The organism is Aromatoleum tolulyticum, assembly GCF_900156155.1.
Classification (GTDB): domain Bacteria; phylum Pseudomonadota; class Gammaproteobacteria; order Burkholderiales; family Rhodocyclaceae; genus Aromatoleum; species Aromatoleum tolulyticum.
On the sequence record NZ_FTMD01000010.1, the window covers coordinates 150,526 to 171,231 of the forward strand.

The window sequence follows — 20,706 nt, forward strand, 5'->3', positions numbered from 1 at the left end:
CCGGGGAGGGCGATATGAGCCACAGGTCGGATCACATCGGCATGCCGGCCTCGAGCGACGGGCGCAGGGCACCGTTTCCTCCCAATGCGGGTTGAAACCATGCTGCGCGACCACCTCGACCTGCCGGTGGAGATGCTGCCGCAGCCCGACGAGACGACCTGCGGGCCGACCTGCCTGCACGCAATCTATCGCTACTGGGGGCGGGAGGAACGCCTCCGGGACGTCATCGAACGCACCAGCAAGCTCCAGCGCGGCGGCACCGTTGCCGTCTTCCTCGCCTGCGATGCGCTGCGGCAGGGCTTCGAGGCAACCATCTACACCTACAACCTGCAGGTGTTCGACCCCACGTGGTTCGCTCCGGGGGCAGACCTGAGCGACCGCCTGCTGAGCCAGCGCATGGAAAAGGTGGATGACCCGCGCGTTCAGGAAGTGACCGCGGGTTACCTCGACTTCCTGAGCCTCGGCGGGCGTTTGCGGCTGAAGGACCTGTCCCGCTACCTCCTGCGCGGCCTGATGCGCCGCGGGGTTCCGATCCTGACCGGCCTGAGTTCGACATATCTGTATCGCACGCGGCGCGAATACGGGCCGCAGGACCTTCCCGACGACATCCGCGGCACCCCTGGCGGCCATTTCGTCGTCCTGTCGGGCTACGACCGCCCGCGCCGCACCGTGCGCGTGTCGGACCCCTACGGACCGCACCCTTATGGGCCGTCGCGCGATTACTGGCTCGGCATCGACCGTGCCGTGGGGGCGATCCTGCTCGGCATCGTCACCCACGATGCGAACCTGCTCGTGATCCGCCCGCCGGGCGGAAAGCGCACATGAGCATACTGGTCGTCGTCAGCACCCCCAAGGACTGGCCGCTGGCGATGCCCGACGTCTGCGTCGTTTCCGCCCGCGACTATCTGATCGATCCAGCGTGTGCCGGCCACGGCGTAACGCAGGTCTTCAACCTGTGCCGTTCCTACCGCTACCAGAGCCTGGGCTACTACGTATCGCTGCTGGCCGAGGCGCGCAGCCAGAAACCCCTGCCCGGCGTCACGACGATCGAGGACCTGCAGTCGCAGAACCTCGTGCGTCTGCTCACCTCCGATCTGCACGGCCTGATCCAGGTCGCGCTCGCCCCGATCAAATCGGACACCTTCACGCTGAGCATCTATTTCGGGCGCAATCTCGCCGAACGCTACGACCCGCTCAGCCGCCAGATCTTCAACCTGCTGCAGGCCCCCTTCCTGCAGGCGAACTTCGTGCGCAAGAACGACGCATGGCACGTACAGAGCGTCACGCCCATCGCCATCGGGGAGATCCCGCCGCCGCACCAGAGCTTCATGATCGAAGCGGCGCGCGCCTACTTCTCCGGCCGCTGGCCCCGCCCGCGACGCCGCTACCTGCCGCGCTTCACGCTGGCGATCCTGCGCGACCCCGACAACACCCAGCCCGCCTCCAACCCGGCCGCCATCCGCAAGTTCGAGAAGGCCGCACGCGCCCTGGGCCTCGCGACCGAAATCATCGGGCGGCAGGACCTCGCACGCCTGCCGCAGTTCGACGCACTCTTCATCCGCGACAACACCTTCATCAACCACTACACCTACCGCTTCTCGCGCCACGCGGCGGCCGAAGGCCTCGTCGTGATCGACGACCCGGTCTCGATCCTGCGCTGCAACAACAAGGTTTATCTCGCCGAACTGCTGCCGCAGCACAACATCCCGATCCCGAAGACGCTGCTCGTGCATCGCGGCAACGTGCAGGACATCGTCCCTACCCTGGGCCTGCCCTGCGTGCTCAAGCAGCCGGACAGCTGCCTGTCGATCGGCGTCGTGAAGGCCGAGACGCTCGAGGAACTCAACGCGCAGGTCGCGCACCTGCTGGAGAAGTCCGAGCTGATCGTCGCGCAGGAATACCTGCCCACCGCGTTCGACTGGCGCGTCGGCATCCTCGACCGGCGCCTGCTGTTCGTGTGCAAGTACCACATGGCACGCGGGCACTGGCAGATCATCCGCCGCGACGCCGAGCACGACACCTACGAGGAGGGCCCCACCACCGCCCTTTCGCTCGATGAAGCCCCGCCGGACGTCCTGCGCACCGCCCTGCGCGCGGCCAACCTGATCGGCGACGGTTTCTACGGCGTGGACCTCAAGAAGGTCGGCGAGCGCTGCTGCGTGATCGAGGTGAACGACAACCCCAACGTCGACGCCGGCAACGAGGACGGGGTGCTCAAGGACGCCCTCTATCATCATGTGATGGACGTGTTCGCGACGCGCCTCGAACACCACACGGGGCACATGACATGACCTGCACCGCGCTGCCGCTGAAGGCTTTCGCCGCATGCGGCATCGAGCTCGAATACATGATCGTCGACCGCGACACCCTCGCGGTGCAACCGATCGCCGACAGCCTGCTGCGCGACGCCGACGGCCGCCAGCTCGCCGAAGTCGCGCGCGGCGAGCTGGCGTGGTCCAACGAGCTCGTGCTGCATGTCGTGGAACTCAAGAACGTGCGACCGAGCGCAAGCCTGGACGCACTGGTGCCGCGCTTCCAGGCCGAGATCGGCCGTATCGACGCCGAACTCGCCCGCCACAACGCCCGGCTGATGCCCACCGCGATGCATCCATGGATGGACCCGGCACACGAGACCCGCGTGTGGCCGCACGACAACGCGGCGATCTACCGCAGCTTCGACCGCATCTTCGACTGCCGCCAGCACGGCTGGGCCAACCTCCAGAGCATGCACGTGAACCTGCCCTTCGGCGATGACGGGGAGTTCGCCCGCCTGCACGCGGCGGTGCGCGTGCTGCTGCCGCTGCTGCCCGCGATCGCCGCAAGCTCGCCCGTCGCCGAAGGGCAGCGCCGCCGTGAGCTCGACTTCCGCATGGAGTCCTACCGCTTCCACCCGATGCGCGTGCCCGCGCTGATGGGCAGCGTGATTCCCGACAACGCGGCGAGTCGCGCCGAATACGAAGCCACGGTGCTCGCGCCGATGTACCGCGACATCGCCCCCCTCGACATCGAAGGGGTCATGCAACACGAATGGCTGAACGCCCGCGCCGCGATCCCTCGCTTCGACCGCAGCGCGCTGGAGATCCGCGTCATCGACGTGCAGGAATGCCCGCAGGCGGATCTGGCGATCGCCGCCGCGACCACCGCCGTCACGCAGGCCCTGTACGAAAACCGCTGGAGTCCGCTCGACGCGCAGCAGGCGATCGACACCACGACGCTCGCGGCAATCCTGCTCGACACGATCCGCGACGCGGACCGCGCGGTGATCGCCGATCCCGCCTATCTCGCACTGTTCGGCGTCCGCGGCGGTGGCTGCGAGGCGCGCGAACTCTGGCGCCATCTCATCGACGCCTGCGCGGACCATCCGCTGCTCACGCCGGCGACACGGCCCGTGCTCGACACCATCCTCGCGCACGGCCCCCTTGCGCGTCGCATTCTCGCGGCACTGGGCGAGCCCTTCGACCGCGCGCGCCTCGCGGTCGTGTACCGCCAACTATGCGACTGCCTGGCCGCCGGCCGACTGTTCACGGGATGCGAGCGATGACCGGCGCGGGCAACGGCCACAGCTTCCTGATCACCTGCGAGCACGGCGGCAACCGCGTTCCACCGCGCTACCGCGATTGCCTCGCCGGGCACGAGGCGCTGCTCGCGAGCCATCGCGGCTACGATCCCGGCGCACTCGCAATGGCACGCGACCTCGCGCACGAACTGCAGGCGTCGCTGATCTATGCGACAACCAGCCGCCTGCTCGTGGACCTCAACCGCACGCGGGGCCACCCGGGCCTGCACTGCGAAACCATCCGTGCGCAGCCGGAAGCAACGCGGTGCGAAATCATCGACAGGTACTACCTGCCCTTCCGCACCCGCGCCGAACGGCTCATCGCAGCAGAGGTCGCCGCGGGCCGCCGCGTGATCCACGTCTCCAGCCACAGCTTCACGCCCGTTCTCGACGGCGTCGTGCGCCGGGCCGATGTCGGCCTGCTCTACGACCCCTCCCGCCCGGGCGAAACCGCACTGTGCGCCGAATGGCTCGCGTGCCTGCGCCGCCGCTCGCCCGCGCTCACGGTGCGCCGCAACTACCCGTACACGGGCAAGTCCGACGGCCTCACGGCCTACCTGCGGCGCTGCTTCCCGGCCGAGCTCTACGTCGGCGTCGAACTCGAACTCAACCAGCGCCTCATCAGGCCCAGGCAGCGCGCGTGGCGCGACCTGCGAGCCGATGTCGTCGCCGCGCTGCGAGAGGCGCTCGGTCGCCCCGCGCCGCGCTGACGCGAGCGGCGACAACATCCTGCAACCACCCACCCAGCGGAGGAGTCATCCATGGCATTCATGCTCAAGATCCAGTGGGACATCAAGGTCGGACGCGAGGCCGATTTCCGCGCCAACCAGGCGGCGCTGTGCAAGGTGATGCTCGATCACCCCGGCGTGATCTGCTACCACGCCGATTACCCCTCATCCCGCGTGAGCCAGTGGACCGAGATCTACGCGACCGACGCGGCGTTCGAGGCGCATCTTGCCAATGAAAAAGGCCGGGTGCCGCTGGCGACCCTGATCGACGCCTGCGACAAGATCACCTGCCAGTGCTGGGGCAACCCGAACGCACGCTCGAAGGAGATCCTTGCGGGATTCGGGACGACGTATCAAGAGACGGCGGAAAACGCCTTCGTACTGAATCCACGGGCCGACAAGGACTCGCGCATCTGATCCGGCGCCGCCGGCGCTCCGTCCGGCGGGCGGTCCGGATCGCGGGCAGATCGGGCCGCTGCGCGGAACGCACCGGCCTGCCCGGCTGCATCAGCGCCGTTCGTCGTCGCGATCCCACCAGCGGCGGTCGCCATCGTCATCGCCCCGGCGGTCGCGCCGGCGATCGTCATCGTCGTCGCCCCGGCGGTCGCCGTCGCGGTCGCGGCGACGCTCCCGTTCGCGTTCCCGTTCCGAGCGGCGCTGGTCGTCACGGTCCCAGCGTCGATCGTCGCGATCACGGTCGCCGCGCCATTCGTCCCTGCGGCCCTTGTAGCGGATTTCACGCGGGTAGTGGCTGCGGGGCAACTCCACCCACGGGCCGGATCGGGAGCTCGCATAGCGCCAGCGGGTATTCTCGTAAACGTAGTAATAGCCGCGGTAGTAGTAATACGGCTCCGCGTCGAATTCAACGATGGTCGGCAGGGCCGGCGCGACGACCACCGCGCCGCGCGGAGGCGTCACGACACAGGCACTAAGCACGAGGGCCGCGAGCAACGCGATTGCGAGCTTCCTGTACATTTGAATTCTCCCGAACGGATGGGACTCCGGATCGCCGGAGGCTTGCGTCGACTTGGCAGGTCGGTAAGCCGAAACATTACAGCCGAATATTATCCTCTTGCCCGGAACGATCGCACGTTTCCAAACGTCACGCCTGCCGCCGCGCGAGCAGCAGCAGGTTGCGCGGCGTGAGCGAGCGGGCGCAGAAGGTGCCCGCCTGCACGTCGAAGCCCGCCTCCTCCAACCCCAGCGCGAGGTCCATCACCAGCCACACTTCGAGCGCACGGCGGAAGGCGTGGCGGATCACTTCGAGGCGGCGGACTTCGGCGCGGCGCCGCTCGCCGACGGCGAGCCAGTGCTCCCAGTCCGACGCCGCCGGCAGGCGCAGCCCTTCGCGCGCCGCCAGCGCCCGGCAGTAGCCGGCGAAGTCGAGCGACAGCCACGACGCGGGCACGGGCTTGAAACTGCGCACCGCTTCGCCCTCGATTTCGTTGCGCAGCGCGATGAAGCCCAGCTTCCACGCCTGGTCGCGCGCAAGGCGCGCACGCACGTTGCGCGGCGCGGTGACGGTCTCGGTGACCGCCAGGCGCAGCGCACGCTCGTCGAGCGCCAGCGTGGCGGCACGGCTCAGGGACCGGTAACGGTCACCCGCGCCGAGGTGATAGCAGCACGGCGCGATGCGGTAGCTGTGCGCATGATCGTGCGCCGCGTGACGGACCAGCGTGCGATGCAGCTCGCCGCAGGCATGCAGTGCGACGACGGCGTGGCCGTGCACATGGCGGCGGGCGCCCTCGTCCAGCGCATCGCCGCACGTCACGCGCTGTTCCACCCCGCTCCCCTCGGCGAGCCGCTCCGCGGCCCGGCACAGCGCCGAATCGATCTCCAGCAGACGCACGGGCACCCGGTCGAGGAGCGCCAACCGCCGCCCCAGATGCCCCTTGCCCGCACACCACTCCAGCACCGGCGCACCGGCGGCCGGCCCGTGCGCGGCGAAGGCGTCGATCTGCGCGAGCTTGCGGCCGGGGATGAACAGGTCGGCACGCGGGTCGCGCGGCGGCAAGTCGCGCGCGGTGAGCTGCCGCACGGTGCACAGCGCTTCCAGCGTGTCGACGACGGGCAGGCGCGGCGCGAGCCACGCGCGACAGGCGTCGGGATCGACGATGAAACGCTCGAGCGTCGCCTCGTCGAGCCCGAGCACCGCATCGGCGAGTGCCGGCTGCGCCTCGCACCAGGCGGGCCGCCGCACCTGGAAAGGCGACGGACGCCAGAACGCCTCGTGCGCGTGCAGCTCCGATTGCAGTTCGAGAAGGCGCTCGCGGTGATTCATGCAGTACGGCGGGAGGTGATTGCAGAGGCGCGAGTATCGCAAACTCCCGTGCTTCGCGGGCAAGCATGCGTGGCGTCCACCTCATGCGATTGCCACGGGCACGACTGGCGCGTAGGCTCTGCGGAACCCCGCACACGATCCGGCGGTCATTGCCGCATGTCCGGACACCGCCGCCGGCGGGCGTTCACGGACATCCGAGTCACCGGAAGCCGCACCGCAGCGCATGCACGCGCACGACGCGGCCTCCCCTGAATTCCCCCTCACCCGGTCAAGGAGCCCATCAATGAAGCTGTTTTTGAAACCCGGTGCATGCTCGCTTTCTCCCCACATCGTCCTCGAGGAAGCCGGCCTGAAGTACGAGACGGAGGTCGTCGACCTGCAGACGAAGGTCACCGCATCGGGCGCGGATTACTGGAAGATCAACCCCAAGGGCTACGTTCCCGCACTGCAGCTCGATAACGGCGACGTGATCACGGAAGGCCCGGCGATCATCCAGTACCTCGCCGACCAGGTGCCGGGCAAGAAGCTCGCCCCGGCCAACGGCACCATCGAGCGCTACACGCTTCAGGGCTGGCTCACCTTCATCGGCACCGAGATCCACAAGACCTTCAGCCCCTTCTTCAACCCGGCGACGCCCGCCGAGTGGAAGGCAATGTGCCGCGCGAACCTCGAACGCCGCTTCGGCTACGTGGCCGAACAGCTCGCCGGCAAGGACTACCTGATGGGCGCCGATTTCAGCGTCGCCGACGCCTACCTGTTCACGGTGATGGGCTGGGCGAAGTACATCGAGCTCGACCTGTCGCAGTGGCCCGCGCTCGCGGCCTACCAGGCTCGCGTCGCCGCCCGCCCGGCGGTCGTCGCGGCGATGAAGGCCGAAGGGCTGCTGTGACAGCGTGACACCCCGCCCTCCCGGCTCCCGCCGGGAGGCATCGCCGCCGTGCGGCAGGCAGGATCCGGAGGGACAGATCATGGATACGCAACTCAAGGACATCGCGGTCGAACGCCTCACCGGCGGAAGCACGACCATGAGCGAATACGCCGGCAAGGTGCTGCTGATCGTGAACACCGCCAGCCAGTGCGGCTTCACCCCGCACTATGCCGGGCTCGAACAGCTCTACGAGAAGTACCGCGACCGCGGGCTGGTGGTGCTGGGCTTTCCGTGCAACCAGTTCGGCACGCAGGAACCGGGCGACGCCGCCGAGATTGCCGCGTTCTGCGAGACCAATTACGGCGTCAGCTTCCCGATGTTCGCCAAGATCGAGGTCAATGGCGACAACACCCACCCCCTCTTCGCCTGGCTCAAGACGCACGCGAAAGGCGTGCTCGGCACCGAAGCGATCAAGTGGAACTTCACGAAATTCCTCGTCGATCGCAGCGGCACGCAGGTCGAGCGCTACGCATCGATGACGCCGCCGGAAGCCATCGCCGACGACATCGAAGCGCTGCTCTGAGGGCGACGCGGAGCCACGCCTTTGGCCGCAATGAACCGGCAGGATCCCGCGGGGATCGAAACGTCCACCAACATCCAACAATTCGTCCAGCCATGAAGACATTCGACCACGGCAAGCTCGACCGTATCGTCGCCGAGGCCCGGCGCACCGCCGACACGCGCAGCGACGGCTACCGCGAACGCGCGCTGAAGATCTACCCGTGGATCTGCGGTCGCTGCGCGCGCGAATTCACCGTGACCAACCTGCGCGAGCTGACGGTGCATCACCGCGACCACAATCACGACAACAACCCGCCCGACGGCAGCAACTGGGAGCTGTTGTGCATCTACTGCCACGACAACGAACACCAGCGCCAGCTCGAAGCGCAGGCGGGCAGCTCGATCCAGACGGACAACGGCACGGTGTCGACACACAACCCGTTCGCCGACCTGAAGGCCTTGCTCGCCAAGGGCAAATGAGGGCAAGTGAGGGGAAGTGACCACCCCCGAGGCTGCTTCGCACGCGCGGGCGCTACCGCGCCGGTGCGCGCTCAGCCGACGGCTTTCGCTTCCTGAACCGACGGTCCCGCGTCCGGATCGACGACGCGTATCGCTCCGCGACCGGCCTCCTTGGCCTGATACATCGCGGCATCCGCGCGCTTGATGACGGCGTCCTCGTTCGCATCGCCCCCCGTAAACAGCGTCACGCCGATGCTCGCCGAGCAGCGGTGCTCGATCTTGCGGACGCCGGGCGCGGCCGGCTCGATGCCCAGTACATAGGGTTCGGACAGGCGCGCGAGGATCTTCTGCGCGACCAGCGCGGCTTGGCGGCGCGACTCCGCGCTGTCGGACGGCAGTTCGCAGAGCATCACGACGAACTCGTCGCCGCCGAAGCGCGCCACGGTATCGACCTCGCGCACGCATTTCTGCAGCCGCTGCGCGACCTCCACCAGCAACTGATCGCCAATGTCATGGCCGTGGGTATCATTGAGCGGCTTGAAATTGTCCAGATCGATGAACAACAGGGCGCCCGGACGGCCGGTGCGCTTGCTGCCCGCCAGAGCCTGCCGCGCGCGGTCGTGGAACAGCCGGCGGTTCGCCAGGTTCGTCAGGGGATCGTAGAAAGCGAGCCGGCGGATCTGGTCTTCCATGTTCTTGCGCTCCGTGATGTCGGAGCCCAGCGCGAGGTAATGCCGAACCAAGCCGGACCCGTCGCGGACGGTGCTGATGGTCTTCTGCTCGGGATAGACGTCGCCGTTCTTGCGACGATTCCAGATCTCGCCTTTCCAGCTGCCTTCCCTGGTGATCTGCCGCCAGAGCTCGGCATAGAACGCATCGTCGTGGCGCCCGGACTTGAAGATGCGCGGATTGCGGCCCAGAACTTCCTCGCGGCTGTAACCGGTGATGCGGCAGAACGCGTCATTCACCTCGATGATCCGGCCGGTTGCCGAAGTGAGCACGATTCCCTCATCGGCATGCGTGAACACACTTGCCGCAAGGCGCAGCCTGTCGTCCGCGAGCTTGCGGGCAGTGATGTTGCTATGCACGACCACCACCCCCTTGTGCCCGCCCTCCAGCGGGCTGACGGTCATCTGGAACCAGCGCTGCTCGCGTGGAGAATGGCAGGGGTACTCGAGGCTGAAGCCCGGCGACCGGCCTTCGAGCACGGCCCGGATCCCCGCGTTCGCCTCGCCTCCGCTGCGCTCGCTCTCGCCCTCGCCGCACACCGACAGGTAATTCGTGCCGACACCCGTATTCGGCGCGGCCGCTCCCGCCGCCCCACCATTCTCGATCGCGAATCGCCGCCACGGTTCGTTGACGGCGATGATCACGCCCTGTCCATCCAGCACGGCGATCTGGCTGGGCACGGAGTCGAGAACCCCCTGGACGAAGACGCGGCTGTCGCGCACCGCCCGTTCGCGCTGCGAAAGGGTATCCAGCAGCCGGTTGAACCCGCCGATCAACTCCCCCACCTCATCGCGCCGGACCACCGGAAGGGGGTGCGGAACGTGGCTCGCATCCGAGAACGCCGCCAGCGTCTTGACGGTGTTGAGCATGGGCGCGAGCTGGCGCCTCAGCACCACCCAGGTGAGCCCGCCCGCGAACAGGGTGAGCATGATCGCGGCGACCAGCACGCGCTGCTGCACGGCACGCATGGGCGCAAAGGCCTCCTCGACCGGCAGCGCAACCCAGACAAACCAGCCCGCCAGCGCGATTTTCCTGGCGGAGCCGAGCACGTCCGCTCCGTCCGATGTGCGGAACACGGCCGAGCCTTCGTAGCCCTCGACGAAGCGATCTATCGCCGCGCTGACGCCGGAGGCGGGCAAGGTCTCCATGATCCGGCTCTTGTCGGACGCTGCGACGATCAGCCGCTGCTGCGGCGCCACGAGCAGGTAGGCCCCGGTGCGGCCATAGACGTTTCCGGCGACCTTGTCGATGAAGTTCGGTTTCGACAGGTCGGTCACGCCGAAGATCGCCCCAACCACACTCCCCCGTGCGTCACGGATCGGCACCGACATTGCGAAAATCGGCGCCGACAGTTTCTTGCCGATGACCGGCCGGCCGACCGTCGAACGCCCCTCGCGGAGCGCAGCGGCGACGTGATCCCGTTCCATGTAATTGAACCCGATGCGCCCCATCGAACGCGGCACGTCGGCGACCGCCGTGCCTTCGGCATCCACGATCACCACACCACCGTTGAACAGGTCCGCAAGGACGGGCTGTCGCTCGAGAAGCCCCTGCAGGGCCGACCGGTCCCGCCCGGCGGTGCCGCCCAGGGTTGCCGCGACGACCTGCAGCGCATGCAGGCGTTCGGCAAGATCGTCGTTGACCGACGCAGCCATGATGGTTGCCGCCGACGACTGCTGCTCGCCCATCAGGCGCTGCATATCCTCGCGCAGGATACTGCTCGCATAAAGCGCCAGCGACCAGATGCTGACGACGAAGATGAGCAGGGTGACGAGGGTGATACGCGTGTTGAGCGTTCGCCACCGGAAATCTGGCAGATTCATTCAGAGCTCTCGCGATGACCGTTCGAACGGAAAATGTCGGAAGCCCCGCAAACCGGAATATCGATGATATGTCATATGCAACAAGCCGACCTCGGCACGATCTGCAATTATAGTCGTGGAATGCACGGTAGCATCCGGCGGCCCGCCACTCGGTGAAATCCTCAACGCTGCGGGCCCGGCAGCCGGGGTTCAGGTGGAATCGCGCTCTTCCAGACGCCCCAACTGCCGCGCGACGAGGATCCAGCCCCCCACGACCGGTACCGCAACCAGGGCGATCGCGCCGACCGACAGGCCCAGCGCCGCGAGCCCGGCGTAGATCCAGCCGCTGGCGAGATCGCCGCCGCGATACACCACCGCATCGATGAAGGCCTTGGCCTTGTAGCGCTCCTCGCGGCCGACCAGCGTGAACAGCACCTCGCGCGCGGGCTTTGCAAGCGCATGGCGGCTGCTGTCGTAGAGCACGCGCACGACCACCAGCGCGGCCAGCGCCGGCGCGGTGCCGAGCGCGACGAAGCCGACGAGCGCGACCGCGGGGAGCAGCGCCAGCGTCAGCCCCACGCCGAGGCGGCGCAGGATGTGGGCCGTCAGGAAGATCTGCGTCGCGATCGTCAACACATTCACGACGAAGTCCACGCGGGCCAGGAACACCCGCCGCAGCGCCCGGTCGGCGTACGCCTCGCCCAGCATGTGCGCCTGCACGAAGTACAGGATCGTCGAGGCGAAGGTCATCAGCAGCAGCCACAGCGCAATGCGCAGCAAGGCCGGCGAACGTAACACGAGCCGCGCGCCGCTCCACGCGCTGCCGCCGATGCGCGCCTCCGGTTCGCGTGCGAGCGTGGCCGGCTGGCGCTGTGCATGGCGGTCGAGTGCCCGCGCGCACCACGACACCACTTCGAGCGGCAGCACCGCCATCAGCAGCAACAGGAACACCGGCACATGCTGCGCCAGCGCCGCGGTCGTCGCCGAACCCGCGATGCCGCCGAGCGAGGAACCGACCGCGATGAACCCGAACAGGCGCCTGCCCTGCTCATGGCGGAACAGATCGGCGACGAAGCCCCAGAACACCGTGACGACGAACAGCGCGAACACGCTCACCCACACGTAGAACACGCGGTCTATCCAGGCCCGCGCGGATTCGGGCAGCAGATACAGAGCGGCATAGAAAACGAGCAGATTGGCGGCGAAAAAGCGGTTCGCCAGCGGCACGAACACCGCCCGCGGCCAGCGCGCCACGGCCGCCGAATACAGCGGCACCGCCAGCAGCATCACGACGAATACGGCGGTCCACAGAACCTGCAGGTTGCCGCGGTCGGCCGCGCCGATCTCGTCGCGCACCGGGCGCAGCAGATAGTAGGAATACAGGATCGCGAAACCGTAGGCCGTCGCGAGCAGCAAGGGCAGCGTCTCGCCTTCGCGCACCGGCACCACGCGGCGGACGAGTCCCCCGATTAACGCGGCCATCAGCTAACCCATCCCCGTTCGCCCTGAGCCTGTCGAAGGGCAGACGCTCCGCAGGGCTTCGACAGGCTCAGCCCGAACGGTATTTGCTTGCCGGGCCGACAACATTGTTCACCCGCCCGCAGCCGAGCCCAAGGCGCATTCGACACGCGGGCGCATCCCCGGCGCCCTCAGCGCGCGACGCCCAGCGCCTGCCGCAGCTCGCGCGCCGTCAGCGCCCGCCCGAACACCGGCGAACCGACGTCGAAATCCCGGGCGCGCGCCAGCCCGCCGACCGGCACCGGCTCGAAGCCCGCATCCTCGACCAGCCGCGCGGCAACTGCCAGCGCGTCGCGGTCGTCCGCCGCCAGCGGCACGCCGACGCGCTCCCCGCTGCGATGCGCCTCGCTGCGCAGCGCCAGATACGGCACCGACGTGAAGGCCCGCACCAGGCGCACCCCCGGCAGGTATTCGGCCGACGCCACCCCGGTGCCCCGGTTCAATGCCGGCGTCGCCATCGGCCCGTCGCGTTCGGGACGCGGATTGCCGGTCTCCAGCACCACTTTCCTCGCCATCAGTCCCGCGTAGTCGCGCCCCACCTGCGGCAGCGCCCCGTACGGCACCGCGATCAGCACAACATCGCCGAAGGCCGCCGCCTCGCGCGGCGTCCCCACCCGCACGTTGGAGCCCAGCCGCGCCGCGAGCGGCTTCAGGTCGTCGGGATGGCGCGAGGAGATCAGCAGCTCGTGACCGGCCTTGGCCCACAGCGCCGCCAGCGCACCGCCGATCCGCCCGGTGCCGATGATGCCGATACGGAAACCGTCCGACGCACCGAGCACGACGCGCGGCAGCGCCGCCAGCACCGCCGTCGCGATCGCGGTGAAGATCAGCACGCGGCGGCGGCGACGATCGGTCGGAGAACCGAATGCCCGATCGGACAGGAGAGCGGGCCGAAAAAGGGACCGGATTTGCGCAATCATCCTTGCCTCCGCAGCATTATTCAGGCGGCAATCAAATACAACCGTTCGTCCCGGGCTTGTCGAAGGGCGCTGCCAGGGCTGGCTCAGCCCGAACGGTATTTCACCGGTTCAATAAACCGCGCAGCGCCCTGCCCCGCGGCTCAGGCGCCGATCGAATCGACATGGCGCTTCCAGAACGCCGCATCGGGGAGCGCGCCGATCGCCGCGCGCACGTTGTCCGCCATATGCTCCGGCCGGCCGGTGCCCGGAATCGCGCACGTCACCGCCGTATTGCTCAGCACGAACTTCAGCAACACCTGCGCCCAACTCGTCGCCCCGATCTCCGCCGCCCACGGCGGCAGCGGCCGGTCGCGCAGGCGGCGCAACACCCGACCGCCACCGAAGGGCCGGTTGACCAGCACTGCCATGCCGCGTTCGGCCGCCAGCGGCAGGATGCGCCGCTCCGCCTCCGTTTCGTCGACCGAATAATTGACCTGAACGAAATCGAATTGCGCCTCGCGTATCACCGCCTCGAGTTCGCCGTAGGCGCCGTGCGTGTAATGCGTGATGCCGATGTAGCGCACGCGCCCCTCGGCCTTCCAGTCGCGCAGCGTCGACAGATGCACCCGCCAGTCGACCAGGTTATGCACCTGCATCAGGTCCAGGCGCTCCACCTGCAGCAGCCGCATGGACTCCTGCATCTGGCGGATACCCTCGGCCCGCCCGTGCGTCCACACCTTGGTCGCGACGAAGGCCTTGCTGCGCAGCCCGGCCGCAGCGAGCAGTTCGCCCGTCACCGCCTCCGCCCGCCCATACATCGGCGAGGTATCGATCACCGACCCGCGGGCCTCGAACAAGGTCCGCAACACCTCGGGCAAGCGCCGATACTCCGTCGAGTCGCGCGGGACGTCGAAACCCACGTACGTGCCCAGTCCGATGACGGGCAAGCGCTCCTGGGTCGAAGGAATCGGACGCGTCAGCATCGCACCTCCGGAAGACTCGCCGAGAGCCCGAGCCTTAGCCCGGCCGCCGATGACGAGGGCGGCAGCTGCGCCCGCCGCAAGCCGCAGGAATTGCGCTCGCGTCATTCCACGGGCGGAAATCATCGGGGACAACGGGCTGGACATGCACCCTCCCTCCACACAACGGCCTAAGCACGGCCTCTGCAAGCTCTGACCGCGGGGATGCCCTCCGAGTGCCGCGATGCGCGGCAAATTCGCCGCCGACAGCGCGTCTGTTTCCTCTGCTTGTGGCGAACGCGGTGCTCAGTACAGCCCGGTCAGGTAGACGAAACTGATGACCACGAACACCGCCACGGTCTTGATGCAGGTGATGGCGAAGATGTCGCCGTAGGCCTGGCGATGCGTGAGGCCGGTGACCGCCAGCAGGGTGATGATCGCGCCGTTATGCGGAAGCGTATCCATGCCGCCGCTGGCCATGGAAGCGACCCGGTGCAGGACTTCCATCGGGATGCCGGCAACGTTGGCCGCAGCGATGAACTGCTCCGACATCGCTGCCAGCGCGATGCTCATGCCGCCGGTGGCCGAGCCGGTGATGCCCGCCAGCGTGGTGACCGTGATCGCCTCATTGATCAGCGGGTTGGGGATGGCCTTCAGTGCGTCGGCGACAATCAGGAAACCCGGCAGGATCGCGATCACCGCACCGAAACCATATTCCGAAGCCGTGTTCATCGACGCCAGCAGCGTGCCGGACACCGCCGCCTTGGTCCCTTCGGCGAACTTCGCCTTCACCGTCCGGAACGCAAACACCAGCACGGTGAGAATGCCCACCAGCAGCGCCGCTTCCACCGCCCAGATGGCGGCGACCTTGGAAACCTCGGTGACGATCGGTTTGCCGCCCGAGGCCAGCACGATTTCGTGGGTGCTGCCGTACAGCTGCGGAATCCAGGCGCCGAAAACCCGGTTCAGCACGCCCACGGCGAGCAGGGGCAGGATGGCGATCCAGGGGTTGGGCAAGGCCTCACCGGAGAAAGGCTCGGGTTCGTTGTGGTGCCCTTCGCCATAGCCTTCGTTCCTCGCCGCCGCCTGCTTGCGCCGCCAGGTCAGATAGGTCAGTCCCACCAGCAGGATGAAGACCGAGCCGACCAGGCCGAGCCAGGGCGCCGCCCAGGCATTGGTCTTGAAGAAAGCCGAGGGGATGATGTTCTGGATCTGCGGCGTACCGGGCATCGCATCCATGGTGAAGCTGAAGGCCCCGAGGGCGATCGTTCCCGGCAGGAGGCGTTTCGGTATGCCGCTTTGCCTGAACATCTCGGCGGCGAAGGGGTAGACCGCGAACACCACCACGAACACCGACACGCCGCCGTAAGTCAGGATGGCGGAGACGAGCACGATGGAGAACATCGCCCGGTCGCGCCCGACGAGCTTGATCACCGCGGAGACGATCGACTTCGAGAAGCCGGACAGCTCGATGACCTTGCCGAACACGGCGCCCAGCAGAAAGACCGGGAAGTAGAGCTTGATGAAGCCGGCCATCTTGTCCATGAACACGCTGGTGAACATGGCCGGCACCAGCGACGGATCGGTGAACAGCACTGCGCCGAGGGCGGCGACAGGTGCGAAGATGATGACACTGAAACCGCGGTACGCGACGAACATCAGAAACGCGAGCGCGGCCAGGATGACGATGAATTCGTAAATTTTCGAGAACCCGGTGAGGTGTGGGAGGGCTTGGTCAGTAGTTGCCGCCGGTGGCACCGCTGGATTCGATGCGCTCGCGCTCGAGATCCTTGATGAGGTGCTCGTCCTCGGCGACCACTTCTTTCAGCACGTCGCGCAAGAAAAGCACGCCGATCACCTTGCCCTGCTCCATCACCGGGAGATGACGCACCCACTCGCTGTGCATGACTGCCATGCAGCGCTCGCAGGAGTCATCGGCCGAGGCGCAGATCACATCGCTGGTCATGATCTCGCGCGCCCGGGTCTCCCTGGCCGTGCGGCCCTTCAACTCCACCTTCAAGGCGTAGTCGCGCTCGGTGACGATACCGAGCAATTGCCCATTGTCGATCACCAGCACGCCGTTGACGTCCTTGTCGGCCATCGCCTGCAACACCGCCATCACCGGGTCGTCCGGACCGACCGAAACCACGCCGACCCCGACCTCGGCCACCAGTTGCCGGGCCGTCTTCACGGTCTTTTCCATTGCCTGTCTCCTACCTTGTATGTGTTATCGAACATCGCTTGCTGTCCCGTGGATGTTCGAACGGGGCATGACCGCCTAGCGCTGGGGGAGGCTAAGCTCCTCGCGCTGCAACTCGCGCAACTTGAACTTCTGGATCTTCCCCGTCGCGGTCGAGGGCATCGTCTCGCGCACGATCAGGCGCTCGGGGATGTACTGCATGGCGACCTTCTGCGCCTTCAGGAAATCGACCATCGACGCGAAGTCGATCGTCTGGCCGGCCTTGGGTGCGATGACGGCGCAGCCGCGCTCGCCGAGGCGCTCGTCCGGGTAGGCGACGATCGCCACCTGCTCGACGGCCGGATGCCGGTACAGCAGGGACTCGATCTCGAACACCGGAATGTTCTCGCCGCCGCGGATGATCACGTCCTTGTTGCGGCCGCTGATGCGGATGTAGCCTTGCTCGTCCATCTTCGCGACATCGCCCGAGTCGAGCCAGCCGTCGGCATCGACGTTGTTCCATTGCGGCCGCTTGAGGTAGCCGCCGAAGGCCGAGCACGTGCGCACGACGAGGCGGCCGACCTCGCCGCGCGGAAGCTCGACGCCCGCGTCATCGACGATGCGGACCTCGGCGCCGTGGATCACCTTGCCGTCGGTCGTGTAGGCGCGCTCGTCGTCGTCGTCGAGGCCGATCATCGTGATCACGCCGATCTCGGTCATGCCCCAGGCCGACACGATCTTGGTGCCGAGGACCTTGCGCGCCTGCTCGACCAGCGGGGGGGGGGGAATCGGCGCGCCGGAGCACAGGAAGCTTCTCAGGGTCGGCACCGGCAGCCCGGATTCCTGCACGGTCTTCGTCAGGTCGGTCAGGAAGGGCGTCGAGGCCATCGTGAAGGTCGCGCCTTCCGCCCGGATCAGCTCGACCGCCTTCGCCGGCTCCCACTTGTCGAGGATCACCGAACGCCCGTGCAGCAGGATCGGCAGCATCATTCCGTACGCCGCACCGGTCTGGTGCGCCATCGGCGAGGCCATGAGCACGACATCGTCATGATCCAGGCGCAGCTGCCGGGCGTACTGCACGAGGTTCGCCATCACCGTGTTGGTCGAATGCATCGCCCCCTTGGGCTCGCCGGTCGTGCCGGACGTGTACATCAGCATCGTGATGTCGTCGGGGCCCGGCCGGCTGCGCGTCAGGATGTCCGCGGCGTCGGGTTCCTTCTCCCAGGCCGGCGCCGTGAGCAGCGCCTCGAAGGAGTCCGGGCCGTCGCTGTCGATGACGACGATGCGCTTCAACGCCGGCAGGGTCGGCTGCAGCCCGCGCGCCATCGCCTCGTGGTCGAAGCCGCGGAAGCTCTTCGGCACGATCAGCACCTTCGCCTCGCCGTGGCCGAGCATGAAGGACAGCTCGCGCTCGCGGAAGATCGGCATCAGGGGATTGATCACCGCGCCGATGCGCGCGCACGCGAGATACACCACCGTGAACTGCCACCAGTTCGGCAGCTGCATCGCCACCACGTCGTTGCGGCCCACACCCAGGCGCGACAGGCCGACGGCGACGCGATCGGCCAGGGCGGCTAGTTCGCGGTACGTAAACCGCCGCACTTCGCCGTCTTCGGCGCGCATTGCGGTCAGCGCGACCTTGTCGGGATACGTGGCGACGCACACCTCGAGTTCATCATTGATCGTGCGATCGGGCCACAGGCCCGCGGCAATGCAGGCGGCACGACGGGGGGGTAGCAAGACTGCGTCGAAGTCCATTGCTTGTCTCCTTGTTGGTATGAAGCGAGTGCGGTCGATCCGGTGCAACATCGCGCATTGGACGACGCACACGACCCTGTTCTCGCGGATTATCGGGCTCGAATTTCCCTCACCAAAGCAAGAAGTTGCACACGCCCTGTGCGTCAATGCACAATAGTGCGCATGGACTCCCTACCTGACTGGAACGACCTGCGCGTCTTCCTCGCGGTCGCTCGCCTGGGCACGATTTCGCTCGCAGGCGAGCGGCTGGGGATCGAACACTCGACGGTTTCGCGCCGCATCGACCGGCTCGAGGCCGACCTCAGCGTCGTCCTGTTCGATCGCCGGCGCACCGGGTATTCGCTGACCGATGCCGGTCAGGCGCTCATCCCGCATGCGGAAAGAATGGAAAGCGCCCTGCTCGAAGCCGTCGAGGAGAGCGTGGGCCTGGGCGTGCGGCTGAAGGGGTCGGTGCGCGTCGGCACCCCGGAAGGCGTGGGCATTCACCTGATCGCCCCCGGCCTGGCGAAACTGCATCGCGAGCACCCCGATCTGCATGTCCAGCTCATGCCCCAGCCGCAGTATCCGAGCCTGGTCACGCGCGAGGTCGAAATCCTGATCACCCTGGACCCTCCCGAGGCAGGACGCTACAAGGTCGCACGCCTGACCGACGTCGACTTTTCCATCTACTGCTCGCCCGGCTACCGCGACTCCCACCCGCCCATCCGCCAGTTGAGCGATATCGCCGAGCACGACTTCGTGGACTACATCCACGACGGCTCGCTCAGCGGCCTCTTCCGGGTCCTGGAAGAACTCACGCCACATCCCAGGCGGATCTTCACCTCCACCAGCATCCTTGCCCAGCGCGAGGCCGCGGCGGCCGGAATGGGTCTCGTGGCGTTGTCGCCCTTCGTCGCCAATCTTTCGGACGACCTGGTCTGCGTATTCCCCGGACAGTCGCTCGTGACCCGCACCCTATGGATCGCTGCACCCGAAGACCTGCTGCGGATCAAGCGCGTCCGCGTCGTGTGGGACTTCATCCGGAACCTGATCGAGCAGCGTCCGGAGGACTTCCTGCGCAACGTCTGACCGCGCTGCCGGCCAGTAGTGCGCCTTGGCGCGCACGAACCGCGGCGTGGCGCACCAGGACGTCATGCAGCCGCCCAAAAAACAAGGGCAGCCCGGACGTGCCGGCCTGCCCTTGATCGATCCCCTGCCGGGGCAACGCTTGCGGTAAAAAGCGCCTGTTCGCACCAACCGGAGCCGGGTTTGGCTGGAGCATCCCGGCTTGTGGCCGGAAGCGTCGGTGCAGATCAGTTGTCGCCATTAGACCTCAGGCAGATGAATCTGAAAATTTCATAATTGCGATACTGCCATCTCTATATCAGATAGACTGAGCAGGTCCTTTCCCTGCCCCCGACATGGAACTGCGCCAGCTCCGTTACTTTCTCGCCATTGCCGAACACGGCAGCTTTTCCAAGGCCGCCGCGGTGGTCCATGTCGCGCAGTCGGCGCTTAGCCACCAGTTGGCGCAACTGGAAGATGAACTCGGCCCGCCGCTGTTCCATCGCCTGCCGCGCGGGGTGGAACTGACGCCGGCCGGCCGGGCTTTCCATCCGCATGCAGTATCCATCCTGCGCCAGGTGGACGATGCCCGGCAGAGCGTCACCCAGACGGAGGGCGAAGCGGCAGGCAAGGTGATCTTCGGCATACCGCACAGCGTCTCGCAAGCGCTGGCTCTGCCGCTACTCAAGGCAGTGCGTTCGGCCTTGCCGCGCGTCGAACTGGAGCTGACCGAGGAACTCACCGGCAACCTGATCCCGCAGCTGCGCACCGGCCTGATCCATCTCGCGGTCCTCTTCGACGACGGCCTCCTCGATGAATTCCGCTGCCACCCCTTGCTGGAGGAATCGCTGCTACTGATTTCGCCGGCGGCAGCGCCCGATGCGCCACGCGGCCCCATCAGCCTGCGCGAAGCGTTGCGAATGCCCCTCATCCTGCCCGCGTCGCCGCATGGAGTCCGCCCCATCGTCGACGCCGCAGCGTGGAAGGCCGGCCTCGCCGCCCCCAACGTCATCGCCGACATCAGCTCCATCAGCATCCTGCGCACCAGCCTGCTCGCCGGCCTCGGGCACACCCTGCTGCCACCGATGCCGATGCAGCACGAACTGGACAACGGCACGCTGCGGGCCGTCCCCATCGCACCGGAAGACCTGAGCCGCCGCGTCGTACTCTGCGCCTCGCGGCATATTCCTGCCTCCGCGGCCACCCTGGCAGTCGCCCGGGTGCTGCACGCGCTGATCGGCAAGCTCTGCCGGGACGGCAGCTGGCGCGAAGCCCGGCTGATCGCGACCGGGAACCCGCCCTTTCCGGAGCGTTGAAACAGCTTTCGGAATCGGGCAGGGAATCGCCCGGAGGCGGCAAGCGGCC

The 20,706-nt window shown here is 67.3% G+C and carries 19 protein-coding genes; 10 read left to right on the forward strand and 9 right to left on the reverse strand.

The genetic code is table 11. The annotated features are described in order from the left end of the window. Positions 1-99 precede the first annotated feature (99 nt). Genes BW991_RS15805 through BW991_RS15825 form a run of 5 tightly spaced genes read left to right on the forward strand, consistent with a single transcriptional unit; the run spans position 100 to position 4,701 of the window. A complete protein-coding gene (locus tag BW991_RS15805) occupies positions 100-825 on the forward strand; it encodes a cysteine peptidase family C39 domain-containing protein (protein WP_076603073.1) in 726 nt (241 codons plus the stop codon). Further along, positions 822-2,291, forward strand: a complete 1,470-nt coding sequence (locus BW991_RS15810) for a RimK family protein (protein ID WP_076603074.1) — start codon at positions 822-824, stop codon at positions 2,289-2,291. Before BW991_RS15805 ends, BW991_RS15810 begins: the two co-directional genes overlap by 4 nt. Continuing rightward, entirely contained in the window at positions 2,288-3,541 is a 1,254-nt protein-coding gene (locus tag BW991_RS15815) for a carboxylate-amine ligase (RefSeq protein WP_076603075.1), read from the forward strand. Before BW991_RS15810 ends, BW991_RS15815 begins: the two co-directional genes overlap by 4 nt. Further along, complete coding sequence (locus tag BW991_RS15820) at positions 3,529-4,266, forward strand: N-formylglutamate amidohydrolase (protein ID WP_244551721.1); 738 nt, start codon at positions 3,529-3,531, stop codon at positions 4,264-4,266. Before BW991_RS15815 ends, BW991_RS15820 begins: the two co-directional genes overlap by 13 nt. A 51-nt stretch (positions 4,267-4,317) precedes the next feature. Next, entirely contained in the window at positions 4,318-4,701 is a 384-nt protein-coding gene (locus BW991_RS15825) for a hypothetical protein (RefSeq protein ID WP_076603077.1), read from the forward strand. A gap of 90 nt (positions 4,702-4,791) precedes the next feature. On the opposite strand, the gene BW991_RS24030 is transcribed toward BW991_RS15825, so the two are convergent. Both BW991_RS24030 and BW991_RS15835 read right to left on the reverse strand, forming a co-directional pair. Further along, the gene (locus BW991_RS24030) at positions 4,792-5,259 is read right to left on the reverse strand and encodes a hypothetical protein (RefSeq protein WP_076603078.1); all 468 of its coding nucleotides are present in this window, start codon (positions 5,257-5,259) and stop codon (positions 4,792-4,794) included. A 127-nt stretch (positions 5,260-5,386) separates the two neighbouring features. Continuing rightward, positions 5,387-6,565: a methyltransferase gene (locus BW991_RS15835; protein WP_076603079.1), complete on the reverse strand. Its 1,179-nt coding sequence runs from the start codon at positions 6,563-6,565 to the stop codon at positions 5,387-5,389. A 283-nt stretch (positions 6,566-6,848) separates the two neighbouring features. Here BW991_RS15835 and gstA point away from each other — a divergent pair, with 283 nt between their 5' ends. The 3 genes from gstA (at position 6,849) to BW991_RS15850 (ending at position 8,474) form a co-directional block, all read left to right on the forward strand. Further along, the gene (gene gstA, locus BW991_RS15840; RefSeq protein ID WP_076603080.1) at positions 6,849-7,454 is read left to right on the forward strand and encodes a glutathione transferase GstA; all 606 of its coding nucleotides are present in this window, start codon (positions 6,849-6,851) and stop codon (positions 7,452-7,454) included. 79 nt (positions 7,455-7,533) lie between these two features. Next, positions 7,534-8,016, forward strand: a complete 483-nt coding sequence (locus BW991_RS15845) for a glutathione peroxidase (protein WP_076603081.1) — start codon at positions 7,534-7,536, stop codon at positions 8,014-8,016. Positions 8,017-8,108: 92 nt separating this feature from the next. Then, a complete protein-coding gene (locus BW991_RS15850; RefSeq protein WP_076603082.1) occupies positions 8,109-8,474 on the forward strand; it encodes a YajD family HNH nuclease in 366 nt (121 codons plus the stop codon). A 71-nt stretch (positions 8,475-8,545) separates the two neighbouring features. On the opposite strand, the gene BW991_RS15855 is transcribed toward BW991_RS15850, so the two are convergent. The 7 genes from BW991_RS15855 to aliA form a co-directional block, all read right to left on the reverse strand. Further along, positions 8,546-11,005 (reverse strand): sensor domain-containing diguanylate cyclase, encoded by a 2,460-nt coding sequence (locus tag BW991_RS15855; RefSeq protein ID WP_076603083.1) that lies wholly within the window; start codon positions 11,003-11,005, stop codon positions 8,546-8,548. Between the two features lie 189 nt (positions 11,006-11,194). Beyond that, positions 11,195-12,466: an NTP/NDP exchange transporter gene (locus tag BW991_RS15860; RefSeq protein WP_076603084.1), complete on the reverse strand. Its 1,272-nt coding sequence runs from the start codon at positions 12,464-12,466 to the stop codon at positions 11,195-11,197. Positions 12,467-12,633: 167 nt separating this feature from the next. Next, positions 12,634-13,335 (reverse strand): NADPH-dependent F420 reductase, encoded by a 702-nt coding sequence (locus BW991_RS15865; protein ID WP_244551722.1) that lies wholly within the window; start codon positions 13,333-13,335, stop codon positions 12,634-12,636. Between the two features lie 227 nt (positions 13,336-13,562). Beyond that, a complete protein-coding gene (locus BW991_RS15870; RefSeq protein ID WP_244551723.1) occupies positions 13,563-14,384 on the reverse strand; it encodes an aldo/keto reductase in 822 nt (273 codons plus the stop codon). 282 nt (positions 14,385-14,666) lie between these two features. Further along, positions 14,667-16,019: a GntP family permease gene (locus tag BW991_RS15875; protein ID WP_076603086.1), complete on the reverse strand. Its 1,353-nt coding sequence runs from the start codon at positions 16,017-16,019 to the stop codon at positions 14,667-14,669. A gap of 76 nt (positions 16,020-16,095) precedes the next feature. Then, positions 16,096-16,563, reverse strand: coding sequence for a CBS domain-containing protein (locus BW991_RS15880; protein ID WP_076603087.1), 468 nt, complete (start codon positions 16,561-16,563; stop codon positions 16,096-16,098). 75 nt (positions 16,564-16,638) lie between these two features. Then, positions 16,639-18,297: a cyclohexanecarboxylate-CoA ligase gene (gene aliA, locus BW991_RS15885; protein WP_076603088.1), complete on the reverse strand. Its 1,659-nt coding sequence runs from the start codon at positions 18,295-18,297 to the stop codon at positions 16,639-16,641. 162 nt (positions 18,298-18,459) lie between these two features. Between aliA and BW991_RS15890 the strand changes: the two genes are divergently transcribed. Together BW991_RS15890 and BW991_RS15895 are read left to right on the forward strand one after the other, a co-directional pair. Next, positions 18,460-19,365 (forward strand): LysR family transcriptional regulator, encoded by a 906-nt coding sequence (locus BW991_RS15890; protein WP_076603089.1) that lies wholly within the window; start codon positions 18,460-18,462, stop codon positions 19,363-19,365. A 332-nt stretch (positions 19,366-19,697) separates the two neighbouring features. Beyond that, a complete protein-coding gene (locus tag BW991_RS15895; protein ID WP_076603090.1) occupies positions 19,698-20,657 on the forward strand; it encodes a LysR family transcriptional regulator in 960 nt (319 codons plus the stop codon). Positions 20,658-20,706: the final 49 nt, after the last annotated feature.

Coding starts and splice junctions, on each gene's coding strand:
- BW991_RS15805 (WP_076603073.1), top strand. CDS start 100: ATGCTGCGCGACCACCTCGACCTGCCGGTGGAGATGCTGCCGCAGCCC.
- BW991_RS15810 (WP_076603074.1), top strand. CDS start 822: ATGAGCATACTGGTCGTCGTCAGCACCCCCAAGGACTGGCCGCTGGCG.
- BW991_RS15815 (WP_076603075.1), top strand. CDS start 2,288: ATGACCTGCACCGCGCTGCCGCTGAAGGCTTTCGCCGCATGCGGCATC.
- BW991_RS15820 (WP_244551721.1), top strand. CDS start 3,529: ATGCGAGCGATGACCGGCGCGGGCAACGGCCACAGCTTCCTGATCACC.
- BW991_RS15825 (WP_076603077.1), top strand. CDS start 4,318: ATGGCATTCATGCTCAAGATCCAGTGGGACATCAAGGTCGGACGCGAG.
- BW991_RS24030 (WP_076603078.1), bottom strand. CDS start 5,259: ATGTACAGGAAGCTCGCAATCGCGTTGCTCGCGGCCCTCGTGCTTAGT.
- BW991_RS15835 (WP_076603079.1), bottom strand. CDS start 6,565: ATGAATCACCGCGAGCGCCTTCTCGAACTGCAATCGGAGCTGCACGCG.
- gstA (WP_076603080.1), top strand. CDS start 6,849: ATGAAGCTGTTTTTGAAACCCGGTGCATGCTCGCTTTCTCCCCACATC.
- BW991_RS15845 (WP_076603081.1), top strand. CDS start 7,534: ATGGATACGCAACTCAAGGACATCGCGGTCGAACGCCTCACCGGCGGA.
- BW991_RS15850 (WP_076603082.1), top strand. CDS start 8,109: ATGAAGACATTCGACCACGGCAAGCTCGACCGTATCGTCGCCGAGGCC.
- BW991_RS15855 (WP_076603083.1), bottom strand. CDS start 11,005: ATGAATCTGCCAGATTTCCGGTGGCGAACGCTCAACACGCGTATCACC.
- BW991_RS15860 (WP_076603084.1), bottom strand. CDS start 12,466: ATGGCCGCGTTAATCGGGGGACTCGTCCGCCGCGTGGTGCCGGTGCGC.
- BW991_RS15870 (WP_244551723.1), bottom strand. CDS start 14,384: ATGCTGACGCGTCCGATTCCTTCGACCCAGGAGCGCTTGCCCGTCATC.
- BW991_RS15875 (WP_076603086.1), bottom strand. CDS start 16,019: ATGTTCGTCGCGTACCGCGGTTTCAGTGTCATCATCTTCGCACCTGTC.
- BW991_RS15880 (WP_076603087.1), bottom strand. CDS start 16,563: ATGGAAAAGACCGTGAAGACGGCCCGGCAACTGGTGGCCGAGGTCGGG.
- aliA (WP_076603088.1), bottom strand. CDS start 18,297: ATGGACTTCGACGCAGTCTTGCTACCCCCCCGTCGTGCCGCCTGCATT.
- BW991_RS15890 (WP_076603089.1), top strand. CDS start 18,460: ATGGACTCCCTACCTGACTGGAACGACCTGCGCGTCTTCCTCGCGGTC.
- BW991_RS15895 (WP_076603090.1), top strand. CDS start 19,698: ATGGAACTGCGCCAGCTCCGTTACTTTCTCGCCATTGCCGAACACGGC.